Origin of the sequence: Thioalkalivibrio sp. ALMg3, from assembly GCF_000381225.1 — a bacterium.
Lineage (GTDB): Bacteria > Pseudomonadota > Gammaproteobacteria > Ectothiorhodospirales > Ectothiorhodospiraceae > Thioalkalivibrio > Thioalkalivibrio versutus.
Map to the genome: position 1 here is coordinate 413,569 of NZ_KB906219.1, position 24,674 is coordinate 438,242.

23 protein-coding genes are annotated in these 24,674 nt (G+C 67.8%); 10 read left to right on the forward strand and 13 right to left on the reverse strand.

Annotated features, from left to right (window positions below):
* Positions 1-165: 165 nt before the first annotated feature.
* Positions 166-1,302 carry a hypothetical protein gene (locus tag F622_RS0101990; RefSeq protein ID WP_019571219.1) on the reverse strand — a complete coding sequence of 379 codons (1,137 nt, stop codon included), beginning with the start codon at positions 1,300-1,302 and terminating at the stop codon, positions 166-168.
* A 54-nt stretch (positions 1,303-1,356) separates the two neighbouring features.
* The gene (locus F622_RS0101995; RefSeq protein WP_026331522.1) at positions 1,357-2,211 is read right to left on the reverse strand and encodes a hypothetical protein; all 855 of its coding nucleotides are present in this window, start codon (positions 2,209-2,211) and stop codon (positions 1,357-1,359) included.
* A gap of 162 nt (positions 2,212-2,373) precedes the next feature.
* Between F622_RS0101995 and F622_RS0102000 the strand changes: the two genes are divergently transcribed.
* On the forward strand, positions 2,374-2,988 hold the full coding sequence (locus F622_RS0102000) for a TIGR02281 family clan AA aspartic protease (RefSeq protein WP_019571221.1): 615 nt from the start codon (positions 2,374-2,376) through the stop codon (positions 2,986-2,988).
* A gap of 46 nt (positions 2,989-3,034) precedes the next feature.
* Positions 3,035-4,366, forward strand: coding sequence for an MFS transporter (locus F622_RS0102005; RefSeq protein WP_018175995.1), 1,332 nt, complete (start codon positions 3,035-3,037; stop codon positions 4,364-4,366).
* A 64-nt stretch (positions 4,367-4,430) separates the two neighbouring features.
* On the opposite strand, the gene F622_RS0102010 is transcribed toward F622_RS0102005, so the two are convergent.
* From F622_RS0102010 to F622_RS0102025, 4 genes are all read right to left on the reverse strand, one after another.
* The gene (locus F622_RS0102010; RefSeq protein WP_019562881.1) at positions 4,431-4,736 is read right to left on the reverse strand and encodes a type II toxin-antitoxin system RelE/ParE family toxin; all 306 of its coding nucleotides are present in this window, start codon (positions 4,734-4,736) and stop codon (positions 4,431-4,433) included.
* A 9-nt stretch (positions 4,737-4,745) separates the two neighbouring features.
* Positions 4,746-4,931, reverse strand: coding sequence for an addiction module protein (locus tag F622_RS0102015; protein ID WP_018168555.1), 186 nt, complete (start codon positions 4,929-4,931; stop codon positions 4,746-4,748).
* Between the two features lie 418 nt (positions 4,932-5,349).
* On the reverse strand, positions 5,350-8,538 hold the full coding sequence (locus F622_RS0102020; RefSeq protein ID WP_019571222.1) for an efflux RND transporter permease subunit: 3,189 nt from the start codon (positions 8,536-8,538) through the stop codon (positions 5,350-5,352).
* Entirely contained in the window at positions 8,535-9,791 is a 1,257-nt protein-coding gene (locus tag F622_RS0102025) for an efflux RND transporter periplasmic adaptor subunit (RefSeq protein WP_018649820.1), read from the reverse strand. Before F622_RS0102025 ends, F622_RS0102020 begins: the two co-directional genes overlap by 4 nt.
* 184 nt (positions 9,792-9,975) lie before the next feature.
* Between F622_RS0102025 and F622_RS0102030 the strand changes: the two genes are divergently transcribed.
* Positions 9,976-10,530, forward strand: coding sequence for a copper chaperone PCu(A)C (locus tag F622_RS0102030; protein ID WP_018649821.1), 555 nt, complete (start codon positions 9,976-9,978; stop codon positions 10,528-10,530).
* A 41-nt stretch (positions 10,531-10,571) separates the two neighbouring features.
* Here F622_RS0102030 and F622_RS0102035 read toward each other — a convergent pair whose 3' ends face one another.
* Positions 10,572-11,429, reverse strand: coding sequence for a peptidylprolyl isomerase (locus F622_RS0102035; protein ID WP_019571223.1), 858 nt, complete (start codon positions 11,427-11,429; stop codon positions 10,572-10,574).
* Positions 11,429-11,725 carry a YciI family protein gene (locus F622_RS0102040; RefSeq protein ID WP_018144390.1) on the reverse strand — a complete coding sequence of 99 codons (297 nt, stop codon included), beginning with the start codon at positions 11,723-11,725 and terminating at the stop codon, positions 11,429-11,431. Before F622_RS0102040 ends, F622_RS0102035 begins: the two co-directional genes overlap by 1 nt.
* 412 nt (positions 11,726-12,137) lie before the next feature.
* Between F622_RS0102040 and F622_RS0102045 the strand changes: the two genes are divergently transcribed.
* The 5 genes from F622_RS0102045 to scpB are packed head-to-tail and all read left to right on the forward strand — an operon-like array spanning position 12,138 to position 17,055.
* The gene (locus F622_RS0102045) at positions 12,138-12,752 is read left to right on the forward strand and encodes an L-threonylcarbamoyladenylate synthase (RefSeq protein WP_018144389.1); all 615 of its coding nucleotides are present in this window, start codon (positions 12,138-12,140) and stop codon (positions 12,750-12,752) included.
* A gap of 50 nt (positions 12,753-12,802) precedes the next feature.
* The gene (locus tag F622_RS0102050) at positions 12,803-14,170 is read left to right on the forward strand and encodes a DUF945 family protein (protein WP_019571224.1); all 1,368 of its coding nucleotides are present in this window, start codon (positions 12,803-12,805) and stop codon (positions 14,168-14,170) included.
* Between the two features lie 57 nt (positions 14,171-14,227).
* Positions 14,228-15,448: a tryptophan--tRNA ligase gene (locus tag F622_RS0102055; protein WP_019571225.1), complete on the forward strand. Its 1,221-nt coding sequence runs from the start codon at positions 14,228-14,230 to the stop codon at positions 15,446-15,448.
* Positions 15,449-15,463: 15 nt separating this feature from the next.
* Positions 15,464-16,333, forward strand: a complete 870-nt coding sequence (locus tag F622_RS0102060; RefSeq protein ID WP_019571226.1) for a ScpA family protein — start codon at positions 15,464-15,466, stop codon at positions 16,331-16,333.
* Positions 16,330-17,055 carry an SMC-Scp complex subunit ScpB gene (gene scpB / locus F622_RS0102065; RefSeq protein WP_019571227.1) on the forward strand — a complete coding sequence of 242 codons (726 nt, stop codon included), beginning with the start codon at positions 16,330-16,332 and terminating at the stop codon, positions 17,053-17,055. Before F622_RS0102060 ends, scpB begins: the two co-directional genes overlap by 4 nt.
* 2 nt (positions 17,056-17,057) lie before the next feature.
* Here scpB and F622_RS0102070 read toward each other — a convergent pair whose 3' ends face one another.
* Positions 17,058-17,825 (reverse strand): FKBP-type peptidyl-prolyl cis-trans isomerase, encoded by a 768-nt coding sequence (locus F622_RS0102070; protein WP_051080585.1) that lies wholly within the window; start codon positions 17,823-17,825, stop codon positions 17,058-17,060.
* Positions 17,826-18,124: 299 nt separating this feature from the next.
* Here F622_RS0102070 and F622_RS0102075 point away from each other — a divergent pair, with 299 nt between their 5' ends.
* Positions 18,125-19,456, forward strand: a complete 1,332-nt coding sequence (locus F622_RS0102075) for a sulfite oxidase (protein WP_019571229.1) — start codon at positions 18,125-18,127, stop codon at positions 19,454-19,456.
* A 9-nt stretch (positions 19,457-19,465) separates the two neighbouring features.
* Positions 19,466-19,792, forward strand: coding sequence for a hypothetical protein (locus F622_RS0102080; protein WP_018168566.1), 327 nt, complete (start codon positions 19,466-19,468; stop codon positions 19,790-19,792).
* Positions 19,793-19,894: 102 nt separating this feature from the next.
* On the opposite strand, the gene rlmKL is transcribed toward F622_RS0102080, so the two are convergent.
* From rlmKL to F622_RS0102100, 4 genes are all read right to left on the reverse strand, one after another.
* A complete protein-coding gene (gene rlmKL / locus F622_RS0102085; RefSeq protein WP_019571230.1) occupies positions 19,895-22,117 on the reverse strand; it encodes a bifunctional 23S rRNA (guanine(2069)-N(7))-methyltransferase RlmK/23S rRNA (guanine(2445)-N(2))-methyltransferase RlmL in 2,223 nt (740 codons plus the stop codon).
* A gap of 82 nt (positions 22,118-22,199) precedes the next feature.
* Positions 22,200-22,985 carry an ABC transporter permease gene (locus F622_RS0102090; RefSeq protein WP_018168568.1) on the reverse strand — a complete coding sequence of 262 codons (786 nt, stop codon included), beginning with the start codon at positions 22,983-22,985 and terminating at the stop codon, positions 22,200-22,202.
* 4 nt (positions 22,986-22,989) lie between these two features.
* A complete protein-coding gene (locus tag F622_RS0102095; protein WP_019571231.1) occupies positions 22,990-23,895 on the reverse strand; it encodes an ABC transporter ATP-binding protein in 906 nt (301 codons plus the stop codon).
* Between the two features lie 135 nt (positions 23,896-24,030).
* The gene (locus tag F622_RS0102100) at positions 24,031-24,477 is read right to left on the reverse strand and encodes a DsrE family protein (RefSeq protein ID WP_019567946.1); all 447 of its coding nucleotides are present in this window, start codon (positions 24,475-24,477) and stop codon (positions 24,031-24,033) included.
* Between the last annotated feature and the right edge of the window lie 197 nt (positions 24,478-24,674).

The window sequence follows — 24,674 nt, forward strand, 5'->3', positions numbered from 1 at the left end:
AACTGCAGGCCCCAAGTCGTAATGTCCCCGTCATGGCGAGGCCCCGCAGGGACCGTGGCCATCTCCTGACGCAGCCCCGACGCTTCGCCTCGGCCCGACGCCGGGGTCACCCCCGGAGATCGCCACGTCGCTGCGCTCCTCGCGATGACGGTGCTCGTTTTCCCGTCATGGTGAGGCCCCCGAGGGGCCGTGGCCATCTCCGGACGCAGCCCCCGACGTTGGTCCTGGTCGGCGCCAGGGCTGGAAGGTGTTCTCGACCGCGGCGCGACTGGCCGTGTGCCGGGCCTCGACGCGCTCGGCGATGGCCTGCTGCCAGGCCAGGCGGGTCTCGGCGTGCAGGGCGTCCAGGGCCTCGTGCAGGGCCTGCTCCAGGTCTTCGCGGTGGCGGGTCTCGTCCATCCGCAGAAGCAGCCAATCCACGCCGATGATCGTGGCCCCGGCAGCGGTGATGCCACAACCCAGCGAGAACGGACCGCTCCAGGCGCAGACCCCGGCACCAAGGGCGCCCGCGCGGCCGGCGCGACCGAGGCTGCGCGCCAGCCCCGCCTGCGTGGCGCGGGCGGCCAGCCGGGCCTGCACGGCGCGCGCGATCAACGGGGTCGCGAGCCCGGTGCCGGCGGCGGCCGTGGCCGCCAGGCCGGTGCGCTGGTCGAAGCGCTCCAGGTCGATATCCAGCGCCGCGTGCAGGGCGTGGCCGCGTTCGATCTCGGCCGCTGAGCCCCCGCCGGCGCGCGGCGGTGGGCTCGGGATGCGCGCGTCCGCGAGGCGGTCGGCCAGCTCCAGACGCCAGGCGTCGCGGACCTGGCGTTGTTGCTCGTCCAGACCCCATTCGACGCGGGTGGCCAGGTCCTGCAGGGCGCGCTCCCACAGCGCCTCGGGCAGCAGGCGTTCGCGCAGCATCCGCGCGGGGGCATCCGGTTCGGCGTCACCCAGCCACTGGGTCCCGCGCAGCCACAGGCGCATGTATTCGGCGCCCAGCGAGTAGTACCAGTCCGCGACCTCGGGGACGCGGTCGTGCAGTTCCGCGAAGCGGGCATCGAGTTCGGCATCCACGCGGCCTTGCCAGTGGTCCCGGGCCTCGGCGTCGCCGGCTTCCAGCCATTCGAGCGTGAAGCGTTCGAGACGGGTGAGGCGTTCTTGCTCGACCTGGTAGCGCTGCTCGCCGAGTTGCAGGGTCAGCGGAGCGGTCTCTTCCCAGTTACGGGGTTCGTGCTGGCTGGCCAGCCATAACAGGCTGGCGCTGGCCAGCAGGGTCAGGACCAGCCAGGTCCAGGCCGTATGCCACCCCGCCGTCATCGCCATGGCCGGGTGCCGGTTGGGGCTTGCGGGATGCACGACGGCATGGCGGGGTCCGGGCTACTCGATGACGGGGGCGTTGCGCGGGTCGCCCAGGGTGTCGTTCGTCGGGCGCAGCGGCAGCAGGCCGTTGGCCAGCAGCAGGAAGCCGAGCGCCAGGAAGGCCTGTTCCGCGAGCACCAGCAGCCAGCCGAGCAGGGCCGGTAGGGATTCCACACCCTGCGGGAACCACTGCTGGCCCAGCCACAGGCGCAGGGCATCCTGGGCGGCCGCGAGTTGCAACCCGGCCTCCAGCAGATGGCTGCGCGCGGCCTCCTGATGGACCAGGAACCAGACCGCCTGTTCCAGCGTGGCGCCGGTCAGGTCGGGGTACCGGGCCTGCAGGGCCAGCGCCAGCAGGGTGACGATCAGCAGCAGGCCCGTGAGCCTCAGGGCCCCGCGGCGGACCAGTTCCGGTGCGAACTGCGGATGGGCATGGCCGCGCAACAGGCGGGCGAACAGGGCCTCGCTGATCACCAGCACGAAGCCGGCGACCAGCAGGGCGGCCCAGACCTCCTGGGTCGGGATGCGCGCGAGGGTGATCAGCAGCAGTCCGCCCAGCAGCGCGCCGATGATCAGGTGACGCAGGGCCATCAGCGGCCCGCCCCGCAGGCGGCGAGGCCATTGGCTGGTCGGCTCCAGGTAGCCGCGCAGGAAGGCCGCGCGCCGTACCCGGTGGCGCCGGAAGCCGCCATGGGCGATCAGCAGGGTGACGCCGATCCACAGCGCCATCACCCCGGCCTCGGGCAGGACCCGCAGGTTCATGTGCATCAGCCACAGCCCGATTACCAGCAACGTCACGGTAAAGGCATGGCGCAGGGCGATATGCCGGGTCGGGAGTGGGCTGGACACGGCGGACGAGGATGAACGGGACACGGGGGCTCCAGAAGGATATGCACGCCCTGATGGTAGCAGGCGCCGGGGATGTCGCCTGGTGTTCCGGTTTCGTTCAGCCGGAGGCGCTATAACAGCGGAATGACTTGGACTCGTCTCGCTCGATACTGTTCGCCGGCCGTGCTCGGTCTGGCGGTGTGGCTAATGCTGTGGTGGCCGGCCTCTGTGGCCGCGGAGGAACTGCGTCTGCATGCGGTGTTCGGGGATCGCGCGGTGCTGTCCGTGGGGGACGAGCGCGCCGTGGTCTCCACCGGCGAGTCCGGCCCGGGCGGTGTGCGGGTCCTGCGCACGCGCCCGGGCGCGGCCCTGGTGGAGTACGGCGGCCGACAGCATGAGCTGCGGGTGCAGCAACGGGCGGCCCCGGCGCGGCCGATTGGGCCGGCGGAGGGCGGTGTCGAGGTGCGGGTGCATCGGGATTCGCGCGGCGAGCATGCGCTGACCGCCGGGGTGAACGGTACGGCCGTTACCGTCGTCGTCGATGCGCAGGCTGACTCGGTGTTGCTGCGTGAGACCGATGCCGAGCAGGCCGGGATTGACGCCGATCAGGGGCGCTCGGTGCGCATCCGCGACGTCCGGGGCACGCAGCATGGGCAGCGCGTCCGGATCGAGCAGTTGCAGGTGGGCGCGCTACGCCGTTCGGGGGTCAGTGCGATCGTGTTGCCCGACGATGCACTGCCGCGCTCGCGTCTGGGCCGCAGTTTCCTCGAGCACTTCGCGGTCGAAACGGACGGCGATGCCGTCGTGATCCGCGAGCGCTGAGGAGGTGGGTTAGCATGTGGCCCGTCATGACCCCCGAGATTCCTGCATGCCGCTGATTCGGCGCCATCCCGAGAACGCGCCCGCCCCCCGGCGCGAGATTTTCGGCTGGGCGATGTTCGACTTCGCCAATCAGGCCTACACCTTGTTGATCATCACGGTGATCTTCGGCGACCTGTTTACGCGCGTGATCGTCGGCGACGCCCCGGACTATCGCCTCGGTAACCTGTTGTGGAGCGTGGCCCTGGCGGTTAGCTACGCGATGGTGATCGTGGCCGCCCCGTTTGCCGGGGCGATCATGGATGCCACCGCCTCGCGCAAGCGTTTCCTCGCCGCCTCGTGGGTGCTGACGATCATCACCACCGCGTTGTTGTACTTCGTCGAACCGGGGCTGGTGTTCTTCGGCATGGCGCTGATCATTGCCTCGAACTTCGGCTATGCCATCGGCGAGTCCTTCATCGCCAGCTTCCTGCCCGACCTGGGGCCACCGGAGAAGCTCGGCTGGATCTCGGGGCTGGGCTGGGGGCTCGGGTATATCGGCGGGCTGGTGGCGACCGCCTTTGCCCTGGGGCTGCTGGGCGAGGTGAGCGCGGAGAACTTCGAGCGCATCCGCTGGGTCGGGCCATTCGCGGCCGCGTTCTTCCTGGTCTCGGCGCTGCCGACCTTCCTGTTCCTGAAGGAGCGCGGCACCCGGCGGCGCATGGCCCGCAACGTCCAGCTGGGGCTCGGCTGGAAGCGGGTGAAGGCCTCGCTGGTCACGCTGGGCGAGCGCCGCGACCTGCGCGCCCTGTTCGTGTCCATCTTTTTCGTGATGGCCGGGATCTACATCATCATCGCCTTCACCTTCATCTATGGCGCGCAGGTGATCCAGTGGGACGAGCCGACGCGCGTGATGATGTTCGTGGTGACCCAGATCACCGCGGTGATCGGTGCCGTGGGCTTCGGGTTCCTGCAGGATCGTGCGGGGCCGGTGCGCATCTATCGCATCACGCTGGTGCTTTGGGCATTGGCGGTGCTGGCGATCTTTGCCACGCCGACCATCGCCCAGTGGCTGAGCGTGCTGCTGGGACGGCCGGTGGAGGCGCAGATGGTGTTCCTCGGCGTCGGCATCCTGGCCGGGCTTTGCCTCGGCTCGGCGCAGTCCGCCGGGCGTGCCCTGGTGGCGCTGATGGTCCCGGCGCGCGAGGCCGGGCGCTGGTTCGGGTTCTGGGGGCTGGCGTCCAAGGCCGCGGCGATCTTCGGCCTGCTCGGCATCGGGCTGCTCCAGGTCTGGCTGGGCCTCGAGAACGCCATCCTGTTCTGCCTGTTCCTGTTCCTCGCCGGGCTGCTGGCATCCATTCCCATCCGCCTCGCCGACCGCCGCCAGGCCGCGGCGGTTTGATTCACCACGAAGCACACGAAGGCCCTTCTTCGTATCTTCGTGCGCTTCGTGGTGGAAATTCGAGCTACTCGTCTGGATCGCTCAGGCGTGTGGCGAGATGACCCGGGGCCTGGCGGCAATCGAGGATGGCGTAGACGCGGATGATTTCGTCATCGACCCGATAGTAGATCGCGAAGGGGAGGCGGCGGGACAGCAGACGATGGAAACCATGATGCTGCTCGTGCACGCCGGCGTACAGGAGCAGGGAGTCGATGTCGGAAAAGAGGGCATCGAGGAAATACTCGCCCAGCCCAGGTGACCGGGAGGTGTAGAACGCAGCACCTCGGGCCAGGTCCTCTTCCGCCGCGTCGAGGAGTTCGATCAAGCGCAAGGCAGGCCGTTACCCGTTGCGCAGGCGTCGCTTGGCGTCGTCCCAGGGGCGAAATCGGGCCTCACTGCTGGCAGCGGTCGCCTGGCGCTGTTCCAGCACGTCGCGATGCCAATTGGGGACCGGGACATCCGCCGGATTACGCGCCAAGTCTTCCCACAGCTCCTCCATGGCGCGGAGCTTTTCGGTCGTGGTCATTTGGTCGAGAGCGAGGGATGCAGTCACGTGTAACTCCCTTCAAACATACGAATCCAGTATAGCCCGTCGGCTGAGTACACGCCGTCGGGCCGGTCTCGTTTGATCAACCACGAAGCGCACGAAGGCACGACGAAGGGCGATTGCACCACAGAGGACACGGCGTACACAGAGAAAATCGAAGACAGTTTCGAACCGGGCAGGATGCCGTGGAGCGCAAAGGAAGCGCATCAATGCCCGCCACTGGTCTGACTGGACCACTCACCGTTCTTCTCGCCCCAGCTTTTCGGCCCCCTGGCCCGCCATCGCATTTCTCCGTGCCTTCCGTGCCCTCTGTGGTGCAACCCGCCCTTGACCTTGACCTGGCCCTTCTTCGTGCGCTTCGTGGTGGTATTACAAAGCCACGGGTGGCCCCGGAGGACTATTCGGTGGCGTGGTGGGTGGTGGTGGCGCCGCGGTCGAAGCGGCCTTCGTAGAGGCGCAGCAGGGCGGGGATCACGAACAGCACCAGCACGGTGGCGATGGCCAGGCCGAAGACGATGGAGATCGCCATCGGGATCAGGAACTGGGCCTGGACCGAGCGTTCGAACAGCAGCGGGGTGAGGCCGGCGATGGTGGTGACCGAGGTCAGGATCACCGCGCGTAGGCGCTGGCAGGCGGCCTCGACGATCGCCTCCTGCAGGGCCAGCCCGGCCTCGCGCAGGCCCTGGTAGAAGCTCACCAGGATGATCGAGTTGTTGACCACGATCCCGGTCAGGCCGAACAGGCCGAACAGCGACAGGATGGTCAGCTCCACATTCAGGATCCAGTGTCCGAGCAGGGCGCCGAGGATGCCGAACGGGATGATCGCCATCACGATCAGTGGCCAGCCCCAGGAGGCGAAGACCCAGGCCAGGGTGATGTACATCAGCCCCAGCGCCAGGATCAGGCCCGTGCGCATGTCGGCGAAGGTCTCGGCCTGGTCGGCTGCACGCCCCTCGAAGGAATACTCGATGCCGTAGCGTGCCGCGAGGTCGTCCAGCGGGCCGTCCTCCAGCGCGGCGCGGATGCGCGCGGCGTTGTTCACGCTGCGGTCGACCTCGGTGGAGACCTGGATGGCCAGGCGGGTGTCGGCATGGCGCAGGGTCTCGAAGCCCTGGCGCGAGCGCAGATCGACCACGCTGCCCAGCGGGGCGAATTCGCCGCTCGGCAGGCGCAGGTTCAGCCGCTCCAGGCTCTCGCTGGAATGGCGCTCGTGATCCGGCAGGCGCACGCGCACCTCGACCTCCTCCAGTCCGTCCTGGTAGAGCTGGGCGAGGTGGCCGTCGAAGGCGTCGCGCAGCTGGGCACCGACCGATTCGGTGGTCAGGCCCAGGGCGCGGCCCTCCGGCTTGACCTGGAACACCAGCTGTTCGCGGCCGAACGGGGTGTCGTCGTTGGTCGCGAAGGTGCCGGCGAAGTCGTTGAAGATGTCCGCCAGCTCCAGGGCCGCGTTCTTCAGCACATGCGGATCATCGCCGGTCAGGCGCACTTCCAGATCGCGCCCGGGCGGGCCGGTCTGGCGCTCGTCGATGCTGAAATTCTCGATGCCCGGGGCCTGGCGCACGCGCTCCTCCCAGGCCTGGATGAATTGGCGGTTGCGCACCTCGCGCTGTTCCGGCGATGCCAGTTCGACCTGGATGTTGCCGAACTGGTCGCCGCGTGGGGCGTTGCCGTCGCCGGGGTCGATCCCGCGCCCAAGCCGAGTCACCGAGGCGCGCACCAGGTCGCCGCCGAGCTCCTGTTCGGTCTCCGCCAGGGCCTGCTCGACGTGGATCAGGAAGGCCTCCACCCGCTCCGGCGGGGTGCCGGCGACGAAGTTGACGCCGGCATTGACGATGGTGCCCTCCGGCGACGGGAAGAAGGTGAAGCCGATGCGCCCGCTGGCGGCCAGGCCGATGGCCAGGATCAGAGCGCCGACGGCCAAGGCAAGAGTGGTGCCGGAATGATTGACCGAGACCGTGACCGCGCGGCGGAAGGCGCCGTTGCGGAAGCCCTCGAAGCCGTTGTCGAACCGCTCGCGCAGGCTGCCCGGGCGCGGCGGCTTGAGCCGGTGCATCACGCCCTTCAGGTGTGCAGGCAGGATCAGGAAGGCGATCAGCAAGGTGGCGACAATGACGCAGATCACCACCAGCGGGATGTCGAACAGGATGTTGCCGATGATCCCCCCGATCAGCATCAGCGGCAGGAAGGCGGCGACCGTGGTCAGCGAGGCGGCGATCACCGGGCCGACCATGCGCCGGGCCCCGTCGCGCGCGGCACGGCTGGCCGACATTCCGCGCTGGTGCAGGCTGTAGGCGTGCTCCGAGACCACGATGGCGTTGTCGACGATGATCCCCAGCGACATGATGAAGCCGAACAGCGAGATCATGTTGATCGAGCCGCCGACCACCCACAGCACAACGAAGGCGGCGGTGAACGCGATCGGGATGCCCAGTGCCACGCGCAGGGCGATGTGGCGGTTGAGGAACAGGAACAGGATTGCCAGGACGAGCAACAGGCCGCCCAGACCGTTTTTCAGCAGCAGCGTGATGCGCTCGGACAGGAGCTCCCAGAAGGCATCGGTGACCTGTAGATCAACCCCGGGCGGCAGGGCGGGGCGGGTTTCGGCCAGCCAGTCCTCCAGCACCTGCGCGGCGGCGAGGGAGTCGCCGGTCTCCGAGCGCAGCAATTGCATCTCGATCGCCCGCTGGCCGTTGGCGCGGACGCGTACCTGCCCGTCGCGATGGCGCAGGTCCAGGGTCGCGATATCGCCCAGGGTCAGGCGCCCCAGCTCGCCATCGCCGCGCAGTACCAGGCGCTCGAAGCTGACGATGTCGCGCGCTTGCTCCAGGCTGCGGATCTGGCGTGCGGTGTCGTCGCGACCCACCGAGCCGGCCGGCAGGTCCTGCGCCATGGCGCGGATCTGCTCGCCGATATCCGCGAGCGTCATGTCCAGGCGGTAGAGCGTTGCGGATGGCACCTGGATGGCCATCTCGTCCTCGGTCAGGCCGGTGAACTCGATGCGCGCGATGCCGGCATCCAGCAGTTCGCGTTCGAACTGACGCGCGAGGATGCGCAGTTGCTGCGGGTCCTCGGGGCCGGTCAGCAGCAACCGCGCCACCGGCTCGTAGCGGATGATGCGGGTGACCACCGGGGTCTCGGCGGCCTCTGGCAGGTTGCGCTGCTGGTTCACACGGTCGTTGACCTGCTCCAGCGCCAGGGTCATGTCGGTCCCGGCCTCGAACTCCATGGTGACCACGCCGATGCCCAGTGCCGAGGTGGAGGTCATGTTGCGCAGGCCGTCGACGGTGCGCAGGTCCTGCTCCAGCGGGTCGACGATGGCGCGTTCGACATCCTCCGCGCTGGCCCCCGTCCAGGGCACTTCGACGGTCACGAAGTCGAGTTCGAAGTTGGGGAAGAACTGGGTATTCAGCTTGGTCAGGGCAAAGGCCCCGGCCAGCAGCATCAGTGCAATCAGCAGGTTGGCGGCGAGGCGATGCTCCAGAAACAGCTGGATCGGGCCGCGTGGAGGCCCGTCGTGTTCCTGCGCGCCGCCACCAGGCATGGGCTGCCCGGATTCCGGCGCGCTGCCGGTCTCCGATTCGCTCATCGGCCGGAATCCTGTTCTTCAACCTCGACCCGCAGGCCATCCACGGCATTCGGCAGGCGGGTGGCGATCAGGGTGTCGCCAGCGGCGATCGCGTCGCTGCGGATCAGGGCGAGGGTGTTGCCGTCCGCGTCGATGAAGTCACCCAGACGGTCCACCTGCAGCGACTCCAGGCGGCCGTCGACCACGCGGAACACGCGGTCGCGCCCGAACAGGGACTCGAACGGAACGGCCAGGCTGTCGGGCTCCTCGGGCAGCTGCAGGCGCAGCTCGACGAATCGATTCAGCGGTAGGCGCTGGCCGCCCGAGCGAACCTCGAACACCCCGCGCAGCCCGGAGTCGCCGCTGCGGGTCTCGCCCTCCAGGCGCGCGAGCTCGGTCTCGATCTCGTGGCCGCCGACCGTCGCGTGCGCGGGGAGGGATGTGCCCTCCTGCAGCAGGGCCGCGACCCGGGCGACCAGGTGTTCCGGAAGGCTGGCGCGAATCTCCAGGTCATCCACGGCGTACAGCCGCAACAACGGGTCCCCGGGCCGGGCGCGTTCGCCAGTGGCGACCTCGACCTCGACGACGCGGGCATCGAAGGGCGCGCGGATGGTGGTGCGTTCCAGGTCGATCGCGGCCTGCGCCTCGGCAGCGCGGGCGCGCGCCAGGCGGGCCTCGGCCTGGGCCCGGCGCATCGGGGCATCGGCCACGGCCTGCTCGCGGCTGTCCACGGTGATGCTGGCCTGTTGCAGGCGTTCGCGCGCGGCATCGACGTCGGATTCGGAACCGAGATTGCGTCCGCGCAGGTCGCGGGCCCGTTCCAGGCCGCGTTCGGCAATTGCCAGCAGCTCGCGTTCGCGGCGCAGGGCCTCGCGGTCGAAGCGGGCGCGCAGTTCCTCGCTCTCGACCGCGCCTTCCAGTTCCTGGCGTTCGGCCTCGCGCTGGTCCAGCAGGAGCTGGGCCTCGCGCGGGTCGATGCGGACGAGGGCATCGCCCGACGCCACCCGCTGCCCTGCGCGCGCCGGCACGTCTTCGATCTCGCCCTCGACCGCGGCACGCAGCAGCGCATCGCGGGCGGACTGGCTGCGTCCGTTCAGCATGATGCCCGGGCGGTGGGTGCCGGGCTCGGCGGTCAGACCCTGCACCGGCCAGGTGCGTTCGCTGGCCTCCGGCGGCGGGGCCGAGGGCCCGGTCGCGCGCAGAATCATGAAGCCCACCACCGCGACGGCGAGGATCAGGACAGGGAGGATGGCTCGGCGGAGGGCGCGCGGCATGGGTATCTCGATTTGTTCGCGGTACTGGCAAGCCGGGTATGGCTCGTCGCTTGGAGACGCGCGCGGGCCGGAGGTTCCCGCAGCGGGTCACATCATACCATCGCGGTTTGTGGGGGAACCCCCGCGGTTGCGGTCAGTCCCTATTGTGCCAATATTACGTTTTGCTTAAATGAGGATAAAGGCGATGAAGGGATCCAAGCAGTTTCTTGGCGGGCTTTTGGCGGCGGGTTTGCTGGCGGGCGGCGTTGCGGCTCCGGTCCTGGCCGAGGCGCCGCAGATCTGCGAGTGTCGCGATGGTCTGGAGATGGAGGGGACGCCGTGGATTCGCCTGATGCCGGGCGACATGACGGGGGGGTACTTCGTGCTCCGCAATAGCGGCGATCAGGATTATCGGATCGTTGCGGCGGAGGCGCCCATCGCGAAGGTGGTGGAGCTACACGAGCATGCCCATGTGGATGGCGTGATGCGCATGCGCCAGGTCGACGGCCTGGAACTCCCGGCTGGCGAGACCCTGGTGCTGGAGCCGGGCGGACTGCATCTGATGTTCATCGGCCTGCACGAGCCGCTGACGGCGGGGGACTGGATCCCGGTGATCCTGGAGTTTGCCGACGGCGAAACCATGGCGATTCATGCCCGGGTGCAGCGGGGCGAGGGTGCCGGTGAGGGCCACTCCCGCGGGCACATGATGGACGGAGATGCTCGCGGCATGGACCACGAGGCCGGGCACGACGGGCACTGAAACGGACGCGGCGTACCCGTTGGGTACACAGCGTTCCGGCCTTACTGGTTGGCGGGCCGGGTCGGGATCTCGACGTCGGCGTCTTCGCGCAGCGCCTCCAGATACTCCTGGATGGCGCGGCTTTCGAGGATCTCGATCAGCTCGGCGCGCACGTCTTCCAGTTCCGGGACCGGGGTATCGCGGGTTTCCTCCAGGCGGATGATGTGCCAGCCGAAGCGGCTCTCGACCGGTTCCGCGGTGGTCTCGCCCGGTTCCAGCGCCATGGCCGCCTCGCTGAACGCGGGGACCATCTGTTCCGGGGCGAACCAGCCGAGTTCGCCACCACGGGCCGCCGAGCCCGGATCGGTGGAATGGGCTTCGGCCAGTTCGGCAAAGTCCGCGTCGGCCTCCAGCTCTTCGAGCAGTTCGCGGGCGCGTTCCGCCTCTTCCACCAGGATGTGCCGAGCGCGATATTCGGTACCGCGGATCTGCTCGATCTGGCGGTCGTACTCCGCCTCGAGGTCCGCCTGCGTGATGTCGAGCTCCGCGGTGATGCGCTCCATCAGCAGCGAAGCCAGCAGGTTGGTCTCGACCATGCGCAGGATGCGTCGGGTCTCGGCATCGGTATCCAGCCCGCGGGCGACCGCCTCCTGACGCAGTAGCTCAAGGCTGATGACTTCCTCCAGCGTGCCGTCGCTCGCGGCCGGGCCGGGATCCTCGTCCATGCCGGCGTAGGCGAACAGGTCGGCGCGGGTGATCGCTTCACCGTTGACGATAGCGACGATATCGGCGTCCCCGGTATCCGTGGTGACGTCGTCACCGGTGAACTCCGGCGTGGCTTGGTCCTGCGTGTCGCAGGCGGCGAGCAGGCCGGCGAGGGCCAGGGCGCTCAGGGCTGTGGTCAGGATGCGCCGCTTCATCAAAACACCTGCTTGAACGGGCGCACGTCGACCGTGGTGTACACGCCGGCCGCCACGTAGGGGTCGGCGTCGGCCCATTCGCGTGCGGCCTCCAGCGAGGGGAACTCCGCGACGATCAGGCTGCCGGTGAAGCCGGCCGGGCCCGGGTCGTTACTGTCGATGGCGGGGCAGGGGCCGGCCAGGATCAGCCGGCCGTCGTCGCGCAGGGCCTGCAGCCGGGCGACGTGTTCCGGGCGCGCGGCCAGGCGCGCATCCAGCGAATCGGGGGCATCCTCGCCCTGGATCATGTACAGCATCGGCATTCTCCTCGGTAAGGGCACCAGTCTAACGATGTCGGCGGCCGGATGCCGTTAAGGAGACGCTGATTGAATCGCGCGCTCGCGTTGGTGCCCCCTGTTTTCCGAGACAAGGCGCGTCGAGCAGCGGGTAGTGGTTCTACCCGCAAGCGGCGCAACGCAGGATCGGGGAACAGGGGGCACCAACCCCACAAACCATTCAAAGCAGGGGCTCGGCCGCTTTTGCGCGCGCACGGCGTTGCGGCTCCCTTGTGCAGAGTGACTGCACGGCAGTCACCGCGCCTTGTTCGCACGCAAAAGCGACTCGAGCGCGAGCGCGCGATTCAATCAGCGTCTCCTTAAGGGCTCGTTCTTATGGGCGCGCCGATGGATGCGCTACACTGCGCGGCCGATCACCGCACCGACTTGTCCCATGATCTCGATCCACCCCGATAATCCCCAGCCCCGGCTGATACGGCAGGTCCTGGACCAGCTGCAGGAGGGGGCCGTCATCGCCCTGCCGACGGATGCCTGCTATGCGCTGGCCTGCCTGCCGGGCGACAAGACCGGGGCGGATCGCATTCGCCGCATCCGTCAGGTGGACGAGACCCATCACCTGACGCTGTTGTGCCGCGATCTCTCGGAACTGGGCGTGTACGCGAAGGTGGACAACACCGCCTTTCGCCTGATGAAGGCCCTGACCCCGGGGGCCTACACGTTCATTCTGCCCGCCACCCGCGAGGTCCCGCGGCGGCTGCAGCACCCGAAGCGCCGTACGATCGGCATGCGCGTGCCGGCGAGCCCGATTGTCTCGGCGCTGCTGGAAGAGCTGGGGTCGCCGCTGATGTCCGCGACCCTGCAACTCCCCGGGGATGAAGTCCCGTTGAGCGAGCCCTGGGAGATCGAGGAGCGCCTGGGCAAGGTGGTGGATCTGGTGATTGACGGCGGCGCCGGGACCCTGGAGGCCACCAGCGTGGTGGATCTGACCGGCGACGCGCCCGAGGTGATGCGGCATGGCCTGGGCGACGTGGGATTTCTGGATGAATAGCCCCGGCCGACGGCGGGGATCACGGCGCGGCACGGCCGCAGGGAGGCGCAATGCGTAAGTGGGTGGTTCTTGCGGTGGTGGTGCTGGCAGTGGCGGCCATCTGGCCGGTGGTGGTCGGCACACAGGTCGAGGGTACCGTCGCCGAGACACACGAGGCTCAGCTTGGCGAGGTGTATCTGCGTCACGAGATGCTCGAATACGAGCGCGGCTACCTGGCCGCCAGCGGTCGCAGTCGGCTGATCCTGGAGGATGCCGACGGGCGCTTCGAGATCCCCCTGGTACACGCTGTGCGCCATGGCCTGCTGGGGGCGCGCGGTGATTCCTTCGTGGATCTGGATACCCTGGCCGCCCCGGAAGACTCGCTGCTCGCCCACCTGTTGCGCTCGCTGGATCTGCAGGTGCATTCGCGCTCGGGGATCGGCGGTGGCGTGACCACCCGCATTGCGTTCGACGATCTGCGCATGGACCTGATGAGCGTGCCCGAGGTGGCCGAACACGCCGCTACGGTGGGCGGTCCGCTGTGGCTGGATCTTGCGGCGGGCCAGGGGCGCTTCGCCTGGTCGTCCGAGCAGATCCTGGTGAGCCTGGACCTGCCGGAAACGAGATTGTCCGATGACAGCTTCTCGTGGGAGGCGCGCGAGGCACGTTATGCCACGGTTTTCGAGGCCGATGCCGACGGGGTCTTCGGGCGGCTGCCGGACTACGAAGGCGGCCTGGCGGCGGCCGTGATCGAACTGCGTGAGGGCGAGGCGACCCGCCTTCACCTGGAGCGCCCCCGCCTCGACGCCTTCCAGCATACGAACAACGACCGCATGGACTCGCGCCTGCGGCTGCAGGTCGATCACGCCCGGGTGGATGATGGCGCGGGGGATGCCCTGACGCTCACGGCCCTGGACCTGCAGGCGGCGATCCTGCGCTGGGACCGTCCCAGCATGCTGCAGTTTCTGGCCGAGCTGGAAGCGGTCGACGCGCGCGGCATCGAGGGCGAGCAGCGCAATGCCCTGATCGGTTCGGCGATGATCGATGCCCTGGGCGGCATGATTGAACACCAGCCGGCGATCCAGTTGCGGGCGTCGCTGAACGACGAGCCGCCCCGGCAGGTCGCGCTGGACGCCGAGCTCGGCCTGCATGGCACGCAGCAAAGTCTGACGACCCGCCCGCTGGAGACCCTGCGGCTGGACAGCGATCTGCGACTCGGGCTGGAATGGGTGGCCGAATTCGACGCCGCGTATCCCGATATCGACCTGGACGCGCAGTTGCATGCCCTGGCTGCGGATGGCTGGGTCCGTCGCGATGCCGAGGCCGGCTACTGGCACGGCACGCTGGCGATGGCGGACGGCCGCGTGCGCATCAACGACGTGGATCGCACGGCAATGCTTCTGGCCTTGCTGTTCGCCTTCTCCGGCGGCATGTTCTGAGACGACTGACCGGGCGTGGACGCGCCCGTCTTATTCTGAGAGGAAGGGATAGATTCCGTGAGCAGTAACCAGGGTACCAACCAGCGCGTGATCTCCGGCATGCGCCCCACCGGGCGCCTGCATCTGGGCCACTACCACGGTGTGCTGAAGAACTGGATCGAGTTGCAGCACAACTACGAGTGCTTCTTCTTCGTCGCCGACTGGCATGCGCTGACCACCCATTACGAGGATCCGGGTGACCTGCAGCAGCACGTGACCGAGATGGTCATCGACTGGCTGGCGGCCGGAGTGAGCCCGGGTTCCGCTACGCTGTTCGTGCAGTCGCGCGTGCCGGAGCACGCCGAGCTGCATCTGCTGTTGTCGATGATTACCCCGCTCGGCTGGCTGGAGCGGGTACCGACCTACAAGGATCAGCAGGAGCAGCTGCGCGAGAAGGATCTGGCGACCTACGGATTCCTTGGCTATCCGGTGCTGCAGAGCGCCGACGTGCTGGCCTACCGCGCCGGCATGGTCCCGGTGGGCGAGGACCAGGTATCGCACCTGGAGGTCACGCGCGAGATCGCGCGGCGCTTCAATCACCTCTACGGCCGCGAGCCCGGCTTTGCCGAGAAGGCCGAGGCGGCCGCCGACAAGATGGGCAAGAAGGCCGCCAAGCGCTACCGCGACCTGCGCAAGCGGTTCCAGGAGCAGGGCGAGGAAGAGTCGCTGGAGGTTGCCCGGGCCATGCTCGATTCGCAGCAGAACATCTCGCTGGGGGATCGCGAGCGCCTGTTCGGCTACCTCGAGGGTGGCGGCAAGATCATCCTGCCGGAGCCGCAGCCGCGCCTGACCCCGGCCTCGAAGATGCCGGGCCTGGACGGACGCAAGATGTCCAAGAGCTACGGCAACACCATCAGCCTGCGCACCGAGCCGGCCGAGGTGGAGAGCCTGATCCGTACCATGCCGACGGACCCCGCGCGGGTGCGGCGCACCGATCCGGGGGATCCGGAAAAGTGCCCGGTATGGGACCTGCACAAGGTCTACACCGATGCGAGCCAGCGCGAGGAGCTGTACGCCGGCTGCACCACGGCGGGCATCGGCTGCCTCGACTGCAAGCGCCCGCTGATCGAGGCGGTGCAGGCCGAGCTGGAACCCATCCAGCAACGCGCGAGGGAATACGCCGAGGATCCGGCGCTGGTGCGCTCCATCATCGTCGAGGGCTCCGAGGCCGCCCGCGAAGAGGCCCGCGAGACCCTGGAAGAGGTGCGCCGGGCCATGGGCCTGGACTACCTGCGATGAGCCAGAGCCTTAGGTATGGACCCGTACGCTGACTCGAGCGACGACCTCGAGCGCCCCGCGACCGTCGAGACCGGCGCGCACGGGGAGGTGCTTTATCGTGTGCATGGCGAGCCGGTGGCGGAGCTGCCGGCCGATCTCTATATCCCGCCCGACGCCCTGGAGGTCTTTCTCGACTCCTTCGAGGGGCCGCTGGATCTGTTGCTGTACCTGATCCGTCGCCAGAACCTCGACATCCTGTCGATCCCCATCGCCGAGATCACTCGGCAGTACATGGGCTATATCGAGGTAATGCAGGCCCTGCGCCTGGAGTTGGCGGGGGAATATCTGGTGATGGCCGCCCTGCTGGCCGAGATCAAGTCACGCATGCTCCTGCCGCGGCCGAAGGAGGCCGAGGCAGACGAGGATGCCGACCCGCGCATGGCGCTGATCCGGCAGCTGCAGGAATACGAACAATTCAAGATCGCCGCCGAACGAGTGGATGCCCTCCCGCGCATGGATCGCGATGTGTTCGCCGCTGGCGCCAGCGTCGAGGCGCTCGAGGGCCCGCCGCCGCCCGGGCCGACGCTGGACGAGCTCATGGAGGCGCTGGCGGCGGTGATGCACCGCGCCAGTCTGATGGCGCACCATCATGTCTCCACCGAGCAGCTGTCGGTGCGCGAACGCATGTCGAACATCCTCGACAGCCTGCATCCCGAACGCTTCACCGATTTCGCGACCCTGCTTCTGGCTACCGAGGGGCGCCAGGGAGTCGTGGTGTCGTTCCTGGCGGTGCTGGAGCTGACCAAGGCGGGCCTGATCGAGTGGGGCCAGAGCGAACCCTACAGCCCTATCCGGTTGCGCCGGCGTGGGGCGCCCGTGGGAGACGAAGGGGGAGAGCCGGCGTGAACGAAACCACTGTATCGGATGCGCAGGTGTCTGCCGCCGCTGTTGCTGACGCGCAGTTGCGGGCCGTCGAGCTGGCGGTGGAGGCCGTGCTGTTCGCGGCCGCGGAACCGGTGGGGCCGCGCGATCTGAAGGCTGCCTGCGAGGACCTTGGCGAGATCGATCAGGCCTTGCTGGAACGGGCGCTTGGTCGTCTGCAGGAACGCTATAACGATCGCGCGATCGAGCTGGTGCGCTCCGCTGGCGGGTATAGGTTCCGCGTGCGTTCGCGCTTCTCCGCGACCGTGCAGGCCGCCCAGCCCGAGCGCCCGGCGCGGCTGTCACGGGCCCTGCTGGAGACGCTGGCGATCATCGCCTATCGCCAGCCGGTCACCCGCGCCGAGATCGAGGCCGTGCGCGGGGTGGCAGTCAGTACCGGGATCATGCGCACGCTGCAGGAACGCGAGTGGGTACGGGTGGTGGGGCACAAGGAGGTGCCGGGCCGCCCCGCGCTGTACGCGACCACCCGCAGCTTCCTCGACGACCTGGGCCTGCAGCGCCTCGAAGAACTGCCGCCGCTGGATCAGATCCGCGACCTCGCGGATGTGGCCTCCGACGCGGGCCTTAGCCTGTCGCCACCAGACGCGAAAGAAGACGCCGGTCCGGGCACGAGCCCGCATCTCGATTTCGATGACGGGGATGCCGATCCGGATCCGGAGCCGGCACCCCCGACGCACTCACTCTGAGATCAGCACTGGGCCGTTTCGGTGGTTTCCGGGCAGTCCTGCTGCACCAGGCGGTCGTCGTCCAGCCATTCCATGATGCCGTCGGTCACGTTGTAGACGTTCTCGTAGCCAAGGCCGTCGGCCAAAGCGCGGGCGAGGGCGCCGGTGCGGTTGCCTACGCGGCAGATCAGCACGACTTCCTCGTCCGGCTTGACCAGGTTGGTGAACTGCTCGCCAAAGGTCGGGTTGAGCTCGCCATTCTCGTCGAAGGCGGTAATGCGGTAGCTGCCCTCGATCACGCCGGTCTCCGCCCATTCGTCCGGACGGCGGATGTCGACGATGGTTGCGCCCTCGCGGATCTTCTCGGCCAGGCCTTCGTTGTCCAGGCCGCTAAAGGGCGCGCGTTCGACGTCGAGGATCTCGACCTCGAAGCGCAGGGTCGCGTTGGACGGGATGATGTTGCCGGCCCCGCGTTCGCCATAGCCGAGTTCCGGCGGGATGACGATCTCGCGCTTGCCGCCTTCGCGCATGCCCATCACGCCCTGTTCGAAGCCCGGGATCACCTGGCCCGCGCCCAGCGTGAGCGCAAATGGCGCGCCGGACTCGCGGCTGGAATCGAACACGCTCCCGTCCTCTTCCAGCGACCCGGTGTAATGCAGGATGGCCGTGTCATGCCGCACGATCCCGGGTCCTTCGCCGGCTTCGATTTCGTGGATCTCGATGGATGCTGCGGGCTCCGCGCTGGCAATGCCGCCTGCGAGCAACGAGCCGATCAGCGCCACTGTAAACATAATAAAACCGGAATATGCGGAATGACAAAAAGTGATCTTCATTGTGTAGCTTCCGTTTATATTAAAAAGGGTTAATAAAAGCCTGTGATCAGCAAGTTGCGAGATCCAATGGGGTCCTATTCTACACCGTATATCGATGATCGAATACAGGCGTTATGTAGAAGTTTCTGGATCTTGTAAAAAATCCCCATTTTTTATTGCAGGCTTTGAAGGCGTTTGCTACAACTCCAAGTGGCTGTCCCAGGGAGAGAGGGGCAGTACATGAGATTTTGTTCCGAGAACAAGCCGGAGGCAGGCAAATGACTGACCACAAGAACGATGGTTCCGAGATGGACCGCAAGTCCGAAGCAGAAATCAAGGAGACCGAACAGCTGACCGAGACGGGCGCCGCCCGTCGCGGTTTCCTGGGTCGCCTGGGCAAGGGCGGTGCCGCCCTGGCCGTGATGGGTCTGGGCGCGGAAACCGCCATGCAGACCATGTTCCAGCGCAGCACCCTGTCCAGTGCCGTGGCCGCCGGCATCGAGGGCTTCCACGTGGATGGCAAGGTGGACGGCTTCATCTGGCTGAATGACCGCCCGATCAACGGTGAACTGCCGCCGCACCTGCTGCACGACGAAGTGACCCCGTTCCCCAATATGTTCATCCGCAACAACGGCGTTCCTCCGGAGAAGGCCGGGATCGACGCATCCGCATGGACCCTGACGGTCCACGGCGAAGCGGCGAACGAGGAGAAGTCCTACACCATCGCGGACCTCAAGGAGAAGTTCGAGCACCACACCCTGCAAATCTGGATCGAGTGTGGTGGCAACGGGCGTGCCGCGTTCGAGCCGTCCCCGCGCGGTAACCAGTGGGATCTGGGTGCGGTTGGCTGCCCGACCTGGACGGGTGTGCGTCTGCGCGACGTGCTGGAAGACGTCGGTTACGACGCCGACAAGGCCGAGTACATTGGCTTCAAGGCCGGTGACGCGCACCTGAGCGGCCGTGATGATCTGGATGCGCTGTCGCGTGGCTGCCCCATGCGCAAGGCCGTGGAAGACGAGACCCTCATTGTCTGGGCGATGAATGGTGAAGACATCCCGGAACAGCACGGCTATCCGCTGCGCCTGATCACCCCGGGCTTCCCGGGTTCCGCCAGCGGCAAGTGGCTGACCGAGATCCTCGTCCGTGATCGCGAGCATGACGGTCAGGGCATGACCGGCCACAGCTATCGCGTACCGCGTCATCCGGTGGAGCCGGGTGCCGACGTGCCGAACGAGGACATGGTAGTCCTCGAGGAAATGCCGGTGAAGTCCCTGATCACCTATCCGCAGACCGGTGCCGAGACCTCCGTTGGCAGCACGCTGAAGGTTGCGGGCAAGGCCTGGGATGGTCACGGCGATGTCGAGGAGCTTCATGTCTCGACCGACTTCGGGGTGACCTGGCAGAAGGCCGACCTGAAGCGTCCAGTGAACAAGTTCGCCTGGCAGACCTGGGAAGCGGATATCGAGTTCTCCGAACCCGGTTTCCATCAGGTGTGGGCCGTGGCCACCAACAGCAAGGGCGATCGTCAGCCGATGGTGCTGCCGGGCTGGAACCCGCGGGGCTACGGCAACAACAAGGCCCACCACATCGATGTCCGCGTCAAAGCGTAAGGAGCACCAATGAAGCCGAAGATGGTCCTGTTGTTGCCGGCCATCCTCGGCCTCCTCTGGGGGGCGCCTGCATTGTCGGGCGACCACGTCGAGGCTGCCGAGGAGTACAAGACCGACTCGGAAACCGGGCTGATCAAGGCCCCGGGATTCGATACGGTCAAGAACAATTGCACGGTATGTCACTCGGCCCGGTTGTTCACCAGCCGTGGGTACACGCGCAAGATCTGGCTGGAACAGATCCGCTGGATGCAGGACACCCAGGGGCTCTGGGAGTTCTCCCCCGAAGTGGAGGAGGAGATCCTGGATTACCTGGAAACCTTCTACCCACCGCGTTGATCGTGACACGGTGAAGACAAAACGCCCCGGGGTTTCCCGGGGCGTTTTTGTGTGTGTGCCCTGTGCAGGGCTGGGCGCCGTTGCCCTCGGCGGCCAGCCCCTCTAGCCGCGGCCTGCGTGCGTGATGGCCCAGCAACGATGGGGCGGGGGCGGGCGTCGGTAGTCCTCGTCCAGCGTCTCGCGCGTGATGTCGCGGGCCTCGAGTCCGGTCAGGGCCTCGTGGTCCAGCTCGAAGCGGCGGCGGTTGGTGGAGAAGTAGAGCACGCCATCCGGGGTGAGCAGGCGCGCGGCCAGGAGGATCAGGTGGGCATGGTCGCGCTGCACCTCGAAGTCGTCCTCGGTGCGCTTGGAGTTGGAGAAGGTGGGCGGGTCCAGGAAGATCCGCTCGAACACCATGCCGGGGGTGTCCGTGGCCCCTTCCAGCCAGTGGATCACGTCCTCGCGCAGCAGGGCGTGGGTGCCGGGCTGGCGCCGGCTGCGGCCATCGCGGATTTCGGCCTCCAGACCGTTGGCGCGGAAGTTGTCCTCGGCCCACTCCAGGTAGGTGTTGGACAGATCGACTGATACGGTCTGGCGTGCGCCGCCCACCGCGGCATGCACGCTGACCGCGGCGGTGTAGCAGAACAGATTCAGCAGGCGCAGGCCACGGCATTCCTGTTGCAGGCGCAGTCGCATCGGCCGGTGGTCCAGGAACAGCCCGCTGTCGAGGTAGGCATCCAGGTCGACCCACAGGCGGCACCCGTGCTCGTGCACCGGAAACGGCGCGGGCTGGGCGGTCTCCGCGCGCTGGTACTGCGAGCGTCCCTTCTGTGCCCGGCGCTGCTTGTAATGCAGGTGGGCGGGCTCGATGCCGGTAACCTCCAGCATCGCGGCCAGTGCGCCGCGCAGACGCGCCTCGGCGCGTGCGGGATCGACGCTGGCGGGCGCGGCAAACTCCTGCACATGCAGGTGAACCGTGCCGTCCTCGGCCTCGTAGCGGTCGATCTGCAGGGGGTATTCGGCCAGATCCGTGTCGTAGATGCGATAGCAGGTGATCTCCTGGCGCCGCGCCCAGCGAGCCAGGTGACGCAGGTTCTTCTGCAGGCGGTTGGCGAAATCCGGCGCCGGGGCCGCGGCCGGCTCGTCGCGCCGATGGATCTCGAACTGCAGCAGGTGGCAGGCAAGGGTGCCGTTGTAGAAGCGGTGCTTGTGGCTGGCGCGCAGGCCCAGGCGTTGCGAGTCGGTGGTGTCCGCCACCAGCAGGGCGACATGCCAGCCGCCGAAGGCGCTGCGCAGGCGCTCGCCCAGCAGGCTGTAGAGCTTGATCAGTTCCGGGGTGTTGCCGATGCGCTCGCCGTAGGGCGGGTTGCTGACCAGCATGCCGTGGTCGGCCGGGGGCTCCAGGGTCAGGGCATCGGCCTGCTCGAAGCGCGTGCAGTCGCGCACGCCGGCGGCCTGGGCCGCCTTGCGGGCGGCGGCCACCGCCCCCCGGTCGCGGTCGCTGCCCAGCAGCGGCGGGCCCTGCCAGGGGCGCACCGTGTCACGCGCCTCGGCCACGCAGCGGTCCCAGAGCCCGGCGTCGTGGCCGGACCAGCCGTGGGGGCGGAAACCCTCGCGCAGCAGGCCGGGGGCGGTATGGGTGGCCATCAGGGCAGCCTCGATCACGAGGGTGCCGCTGCCGCAGAAGGGGTCGAGGAACTGCGCGTCGGGATGGGTCTCCAGGTGTTCCGGCCAGCCGGCACGCATCAGCAGCGCGGCGGCGAGGTTCTCGCGCAGGGGGGCGTCGCCGCCGCTGCCGCGATAGCCGCGACGGTGCAGGCCACCGTTGCCGAGGTCCAGGCTGATCTGGGCCTGTCGGCCCTGCAGTTGCAGCAGCACGCGCACGTCCGGATCGGCGGCGTCCACGTCGGGGCGTTCGCCGGTTGCGTCGCGGAAGGCGTCGGCGATGCCATCCTTCACGCGCACCCCGGCGAAATGGGTATGCCCGATGTGCGAACTCTTGCCGGTCACATCCACCGCAAAGGTGGCGTCGAGCCCGAACAGGGCGGGCCAGTCCAGGGCCCGGCTGGCGACGTAGCAGGCATCGCCGTCGGGTTCGTCGAAGCGTACCAGCGGCAGCAGGATGCGGCTGGCCACGCGGCTGCCGAGCAGGCAGCGGTACAGCGTGGCGAGATCCGCGTGAAAGTGGATGCCGGCGCGGTCTTCGCGCAGGTCCAGGGCACCGAAACCCTCCAACTCGCGCGCGACCAGCGGGGCGAGTCCGCCGGCGGCCGTGGCCAGGTATTCGCGGTGGTCGGCCGTCGGGTCGAAGGGGGCAATCGGTTCGCCGGAGGGAGACTCGGTCATCGTGGGCTCGGGCTGGCTGGGAAGCCCGACATTCTGGCACAACCGGGTGCCGTGCCGGAGCGGGACTGGGGACTCGCGGCGTTCAGCGCAGCAGGCGCCGGCGGATCAGGTAGGTGGCCAGGATGATGGCGCTCCCGCCGTAGGCGGTGATCACGGCCAGGTGCGGTAGCCAGGCCGCGGGCCAGGTGCCGGTCATCAGCGGGCGCACGATCTCCAGTACATGCGCCAGTGGCAGGGCCAGGGCCAGGCCCTGCACCCAGCCGGGCAGTTCGGTCAGCGGAAAGAACACCCCGGACAGCAGCAACATCGGCGTGACGGCCAGGGTGAAGTAGTAGAGGAAGAAGTCGTAGCTGCGCGCCAGGGCCGTGATGACCAGGGCCAGCGCGCCGAAGGTGAACGCGGCGAGGAAGATCACCGGCAGCGCGAGCAGGGCCCGGGCATCGGCGACCAGCCCCAGCACGCTGGCGACGATCAGGATGGTAATGGCGCTGATCAGGCCCTTGGTCGCGGCCCAGACGGCCTCGGCGAAGACGATGTCGTCCAGCGTGAGCGGGGTGGCCAGCATGCCCAGCCAGGTGTTCTGTTCCGCCATGCGGGTGTAGGCGGAATACATGCCCTCGAAGCTCGCGGTGAACATCGCGGACGAGCAGATGATGCCGGAGGCAATGAAGACCATGTAGCGCATGCCGTCGAGATCGCCCACCAGGCTGCCGAAGCCGTAGCCAAAGGCCAGCAGATACAGGATCGGCTCGCCGAAATTGCCCAGCATCGACGGCACGATCAGCTTGCGCCAGACCAGAAGGTTGCGCCGCCAGACGGCGACGAAGCGCAGGCTGGGGCGGGGCAGGATGGGGTGGTCGCCGGACATGGGCTTAGTCCCTCAGCTCGTGGCCGGTGAGTTTCAGGAAGACGTCTTCCAGGTCCGCCTCGCGCAGGGTGGGCTCGTGGCCGAGCGTGCGCAGGCGCTCGCGCAGGCGGTCCGGCTCGGCGGTGTAGACCAGCCAGGTGTCCGCTACCTGGTGGGCCCGGTCCTTCGGGCCCAGTTCGCGCTGCAGGACCTCCCCGGCGTCCGTGCCGCCGACGGTCAGCACCCAGGGCTCGATGTGTTCGGCGATCAGCCGGCTCGGGGCATCACAGGCGATGATGCGGCCGTGGTCGATGATCGCGATGCGGTCGCACAGCTCCTCGGCCTCTTCCATGTAGTGGGTGGTCAGCACGAGGGTGACGCCCGAGGCGCGCAGCGCCCGAAGCTGGCGCCACAGATGATGCCGGGCCTGCGGGTCGAGACCGGTGGTGGGCTCGTCCAGCACCACCACCTCGGGTTCGTTGATCAGCGCACGGGCCAGGGTCAGGCGCCGCTTCATGCCGCCGGACAGGGCATTGATGCGCGCGCCGCGCTTGTCGTTCAGGTTGACCTGCCCCAGTAGCCGGTCGATGCGCGACTCCACCTCCGGCCCGGCCATCCCGAAATAGGCGGCGTAGGTGCGCATGTTCTCGATCACCGTGAAGTCGGGATCGAGGGTGTCGAACTGGGGCACGATGCCGAGGCGTTCGCGCACGGCGCGTTCGCCCTCCGGCATGGGCAGGCCCAGGACCTCGACCTGCCCGCCGTCGATCGGCGTCATGCCCAGCAGCATGCGGAGGGTGGTGGTCTTGCCGGCGCCATTGGGGCCCAGCAGGCCGAAGAACTCGCCGGGGGCAATCTCCAGATCCACGCCGTCCACGACGGCAACGCCGTCGTACGCCTTGTACAGCTGCTGGATGCGAATGGCGGACACGGCGAAACTCGGGACGAATGGAGAGTGCCTACCATACCGGTTCGCGGCAGTGCCCCCAATGCCCCGGTGCGGCACCATGAAAAAGGCCCGGAGCTCTCGATCCGGGCCTTCCCGTGGATGGATTGCGAGCCGGGGCTATGGCTTGCTGTAGGTATAGCCCTGGTGTTGCAGCCAGGAGATGTGCGCCACGCCGCTCGGGATTACGTCGTCCTCGGAGGCGTCGAAGAGTTCTTCGAGGGCGATATTGCGTCCGCGCAGGGTGTTCGCACAGACCTGGAACTCCACGTTCTGCATCTTCAGGTTCTCGATGCGGCCGCGCAGGTTCTCGTTGGTGTTGGCAGTTTGCAGCAGCCCGAGGCCGTCCCCGTGCATCACCACCTTGATCTCCATGTTGTCGGCGCCCACGGCGTTGATATGGTTCTGGATGTTGCCCATCGCGGCCATGTAGCGCCGCTCGTCGTCGTAGTTCACGTGGTAGATCACTTTGTGCGTGCCATAGTCGAAGTCGCTCGCGGCCGCCAGGCCGGGGATGCCGAGCACCATGGCGAGCAGGGCGGGAAGGAGCACTTTCATTGCGTTCATTGCACAGGTTCCTCCTGAAACAACAACGAACCCGGGCGGGTTTGCGGTGCGCCACGGGGCCTTGCGCCGGGGTTGGCGCGCTGCGATCGGGGACTTCGCGGTGAAGGTGATCGATAGGTATGAATAAGACGCATCAGCCATGCGCCTATTCCCGTCTGCAGCGCCACAAAAAGGGTCATGTGCCGTGTGGGGCGGGT

Excerpts from the sequence above, each read along its gene's own strand:
- F622_RS0101990 (WP_019571219.1), bottom strand. The coding sequence starts at position 1,302 with ATGGCGATGACGGCGGGGTGGCATACGGCCTGGACCTGGCTGGTCCTG.
- F622_RS0102000 (WP_019571221.1), top strand. The coding sequence starts at position 2,374 with ATGCTGTGGTGGCCGGCCTCTGTGGCCGCGGAGGAACTGCGTCTGCAT.
- F622_RS0102005 (WP_018175995.1), top strand. The coding sequence starts at position 3,035 with ATGCCGCTGATTCGGCGCCATCCCGAGAACGCGCCCGCCCCCCGGCGC.
- F622_RS0102015 (WP_018168555.1), bottom strand. The coding sequence starts at position 4,931 with ATGACCACGACCGAAAAGCTCCGCGCCATGGAGGAGCTGTGGGAAGAC.
- F622_RS0102020 (WP_019571222.1), bottom strand. The coding sequence starts at position 8,538 with ATGAGCGAATCGGAGACCGGCAGCGCGCCGGAATCCGGGCAGCCCATG.
- F622_RS0102025 (WP_018649820.1), bottom strand. The coding sequence starts at position 9,791 with ATGCCGCGCGCCCTCCGCCGAGCCATCCTCCCTGTCCTGATCCTCGCC.
- F622_RS0102030 (WP_018649821.1), top strand. The coding sequence starts at position 9,976 with ATGAAGGGATCCAAGCAGTTTCTTGGCGGGCTTTTGGCGGCGGGTTTG.
- F622_RS0102035 (WP_019571223.1), bottom strand. The coding sequence starts at position 11,429 with ATGAAGCGGCGCATCCTGACCACAGCCCTGAGCGCCCTGGCCCTCGCC.
- F622_RS0102040 (WP_018144390.1), bottom strand. The coding sequence starts at position 11,725 with ATGCTGTACATGATCCAGGGCGAGGATGCCCCCGATTCGCTGGATGCG.
- F622_RS0102045 (WP_018144389.1), top strand. The coding sequence starts at position 12,138 with ATGATCTCGATCCACCCCGATAATCCCCAGCCCCGGCTGATACGGCAG.
- F622_RS0102050 (WP_019571224.1), top strand. The coding sequence starts at position 12,803 with ATGCGTAAGTGGGTGGTTCTTGCGGTGGTGGTGCTGGCAGTGGCGGCC.
- F622_RS0102060 (WP_019571226.1), top strand. The coding sequence starts at position 15,464 with ATGGACCCGTACGCTGACTCGAGCGACGACCTCGAGCGCCCCGCGACC.
- F622_RS0102070 (WP_051080585.1), bottom strand. The coding sequence starts at position 17,825 with ATGTTTACAGTGGCGCTGATCGGCTCGTTGCTCGCAGGCGGCATTGCC.
- F622_RS0102075 (WP_019571229.1), top strand. The coding sequence starts at position 18,125 with ATGACTGACCACAAGAACGATGGTTCCGAGATGGACCGCAAGTCCGAA.
- F622_RS0102080 (WP_018168566.1), top strand. The coding sequence starts at position 19,466 with ATGAAGCCGAAGATGGTCCTGTTGTTGCCGGCCATCCTCGGCCTCCTC.
- rlmKL (WP_019571230.1), bottom strand. The coding sequence starts at position 22,117 with ATGACCGAGTCTCCCTCCGGCGAACCGATTGCCCCCTTCGACCCGACG.
- F622_RS0102090 (WP_018168568.1), bottom strand. The coding sequence starts at position 22,985 with ATGTCCGGCGACCACCCCATCCTGCCCCGCCCCAGCCTGCGCTTCGTC.
- F622_RS0102100 (WP_019567946.1), bottom strand. The coding sequence starts at position 24,477 with ATGAACGCAATGAAAGTGCTCCTTCCCGCCCTGCTCGCCATGGTGCTC.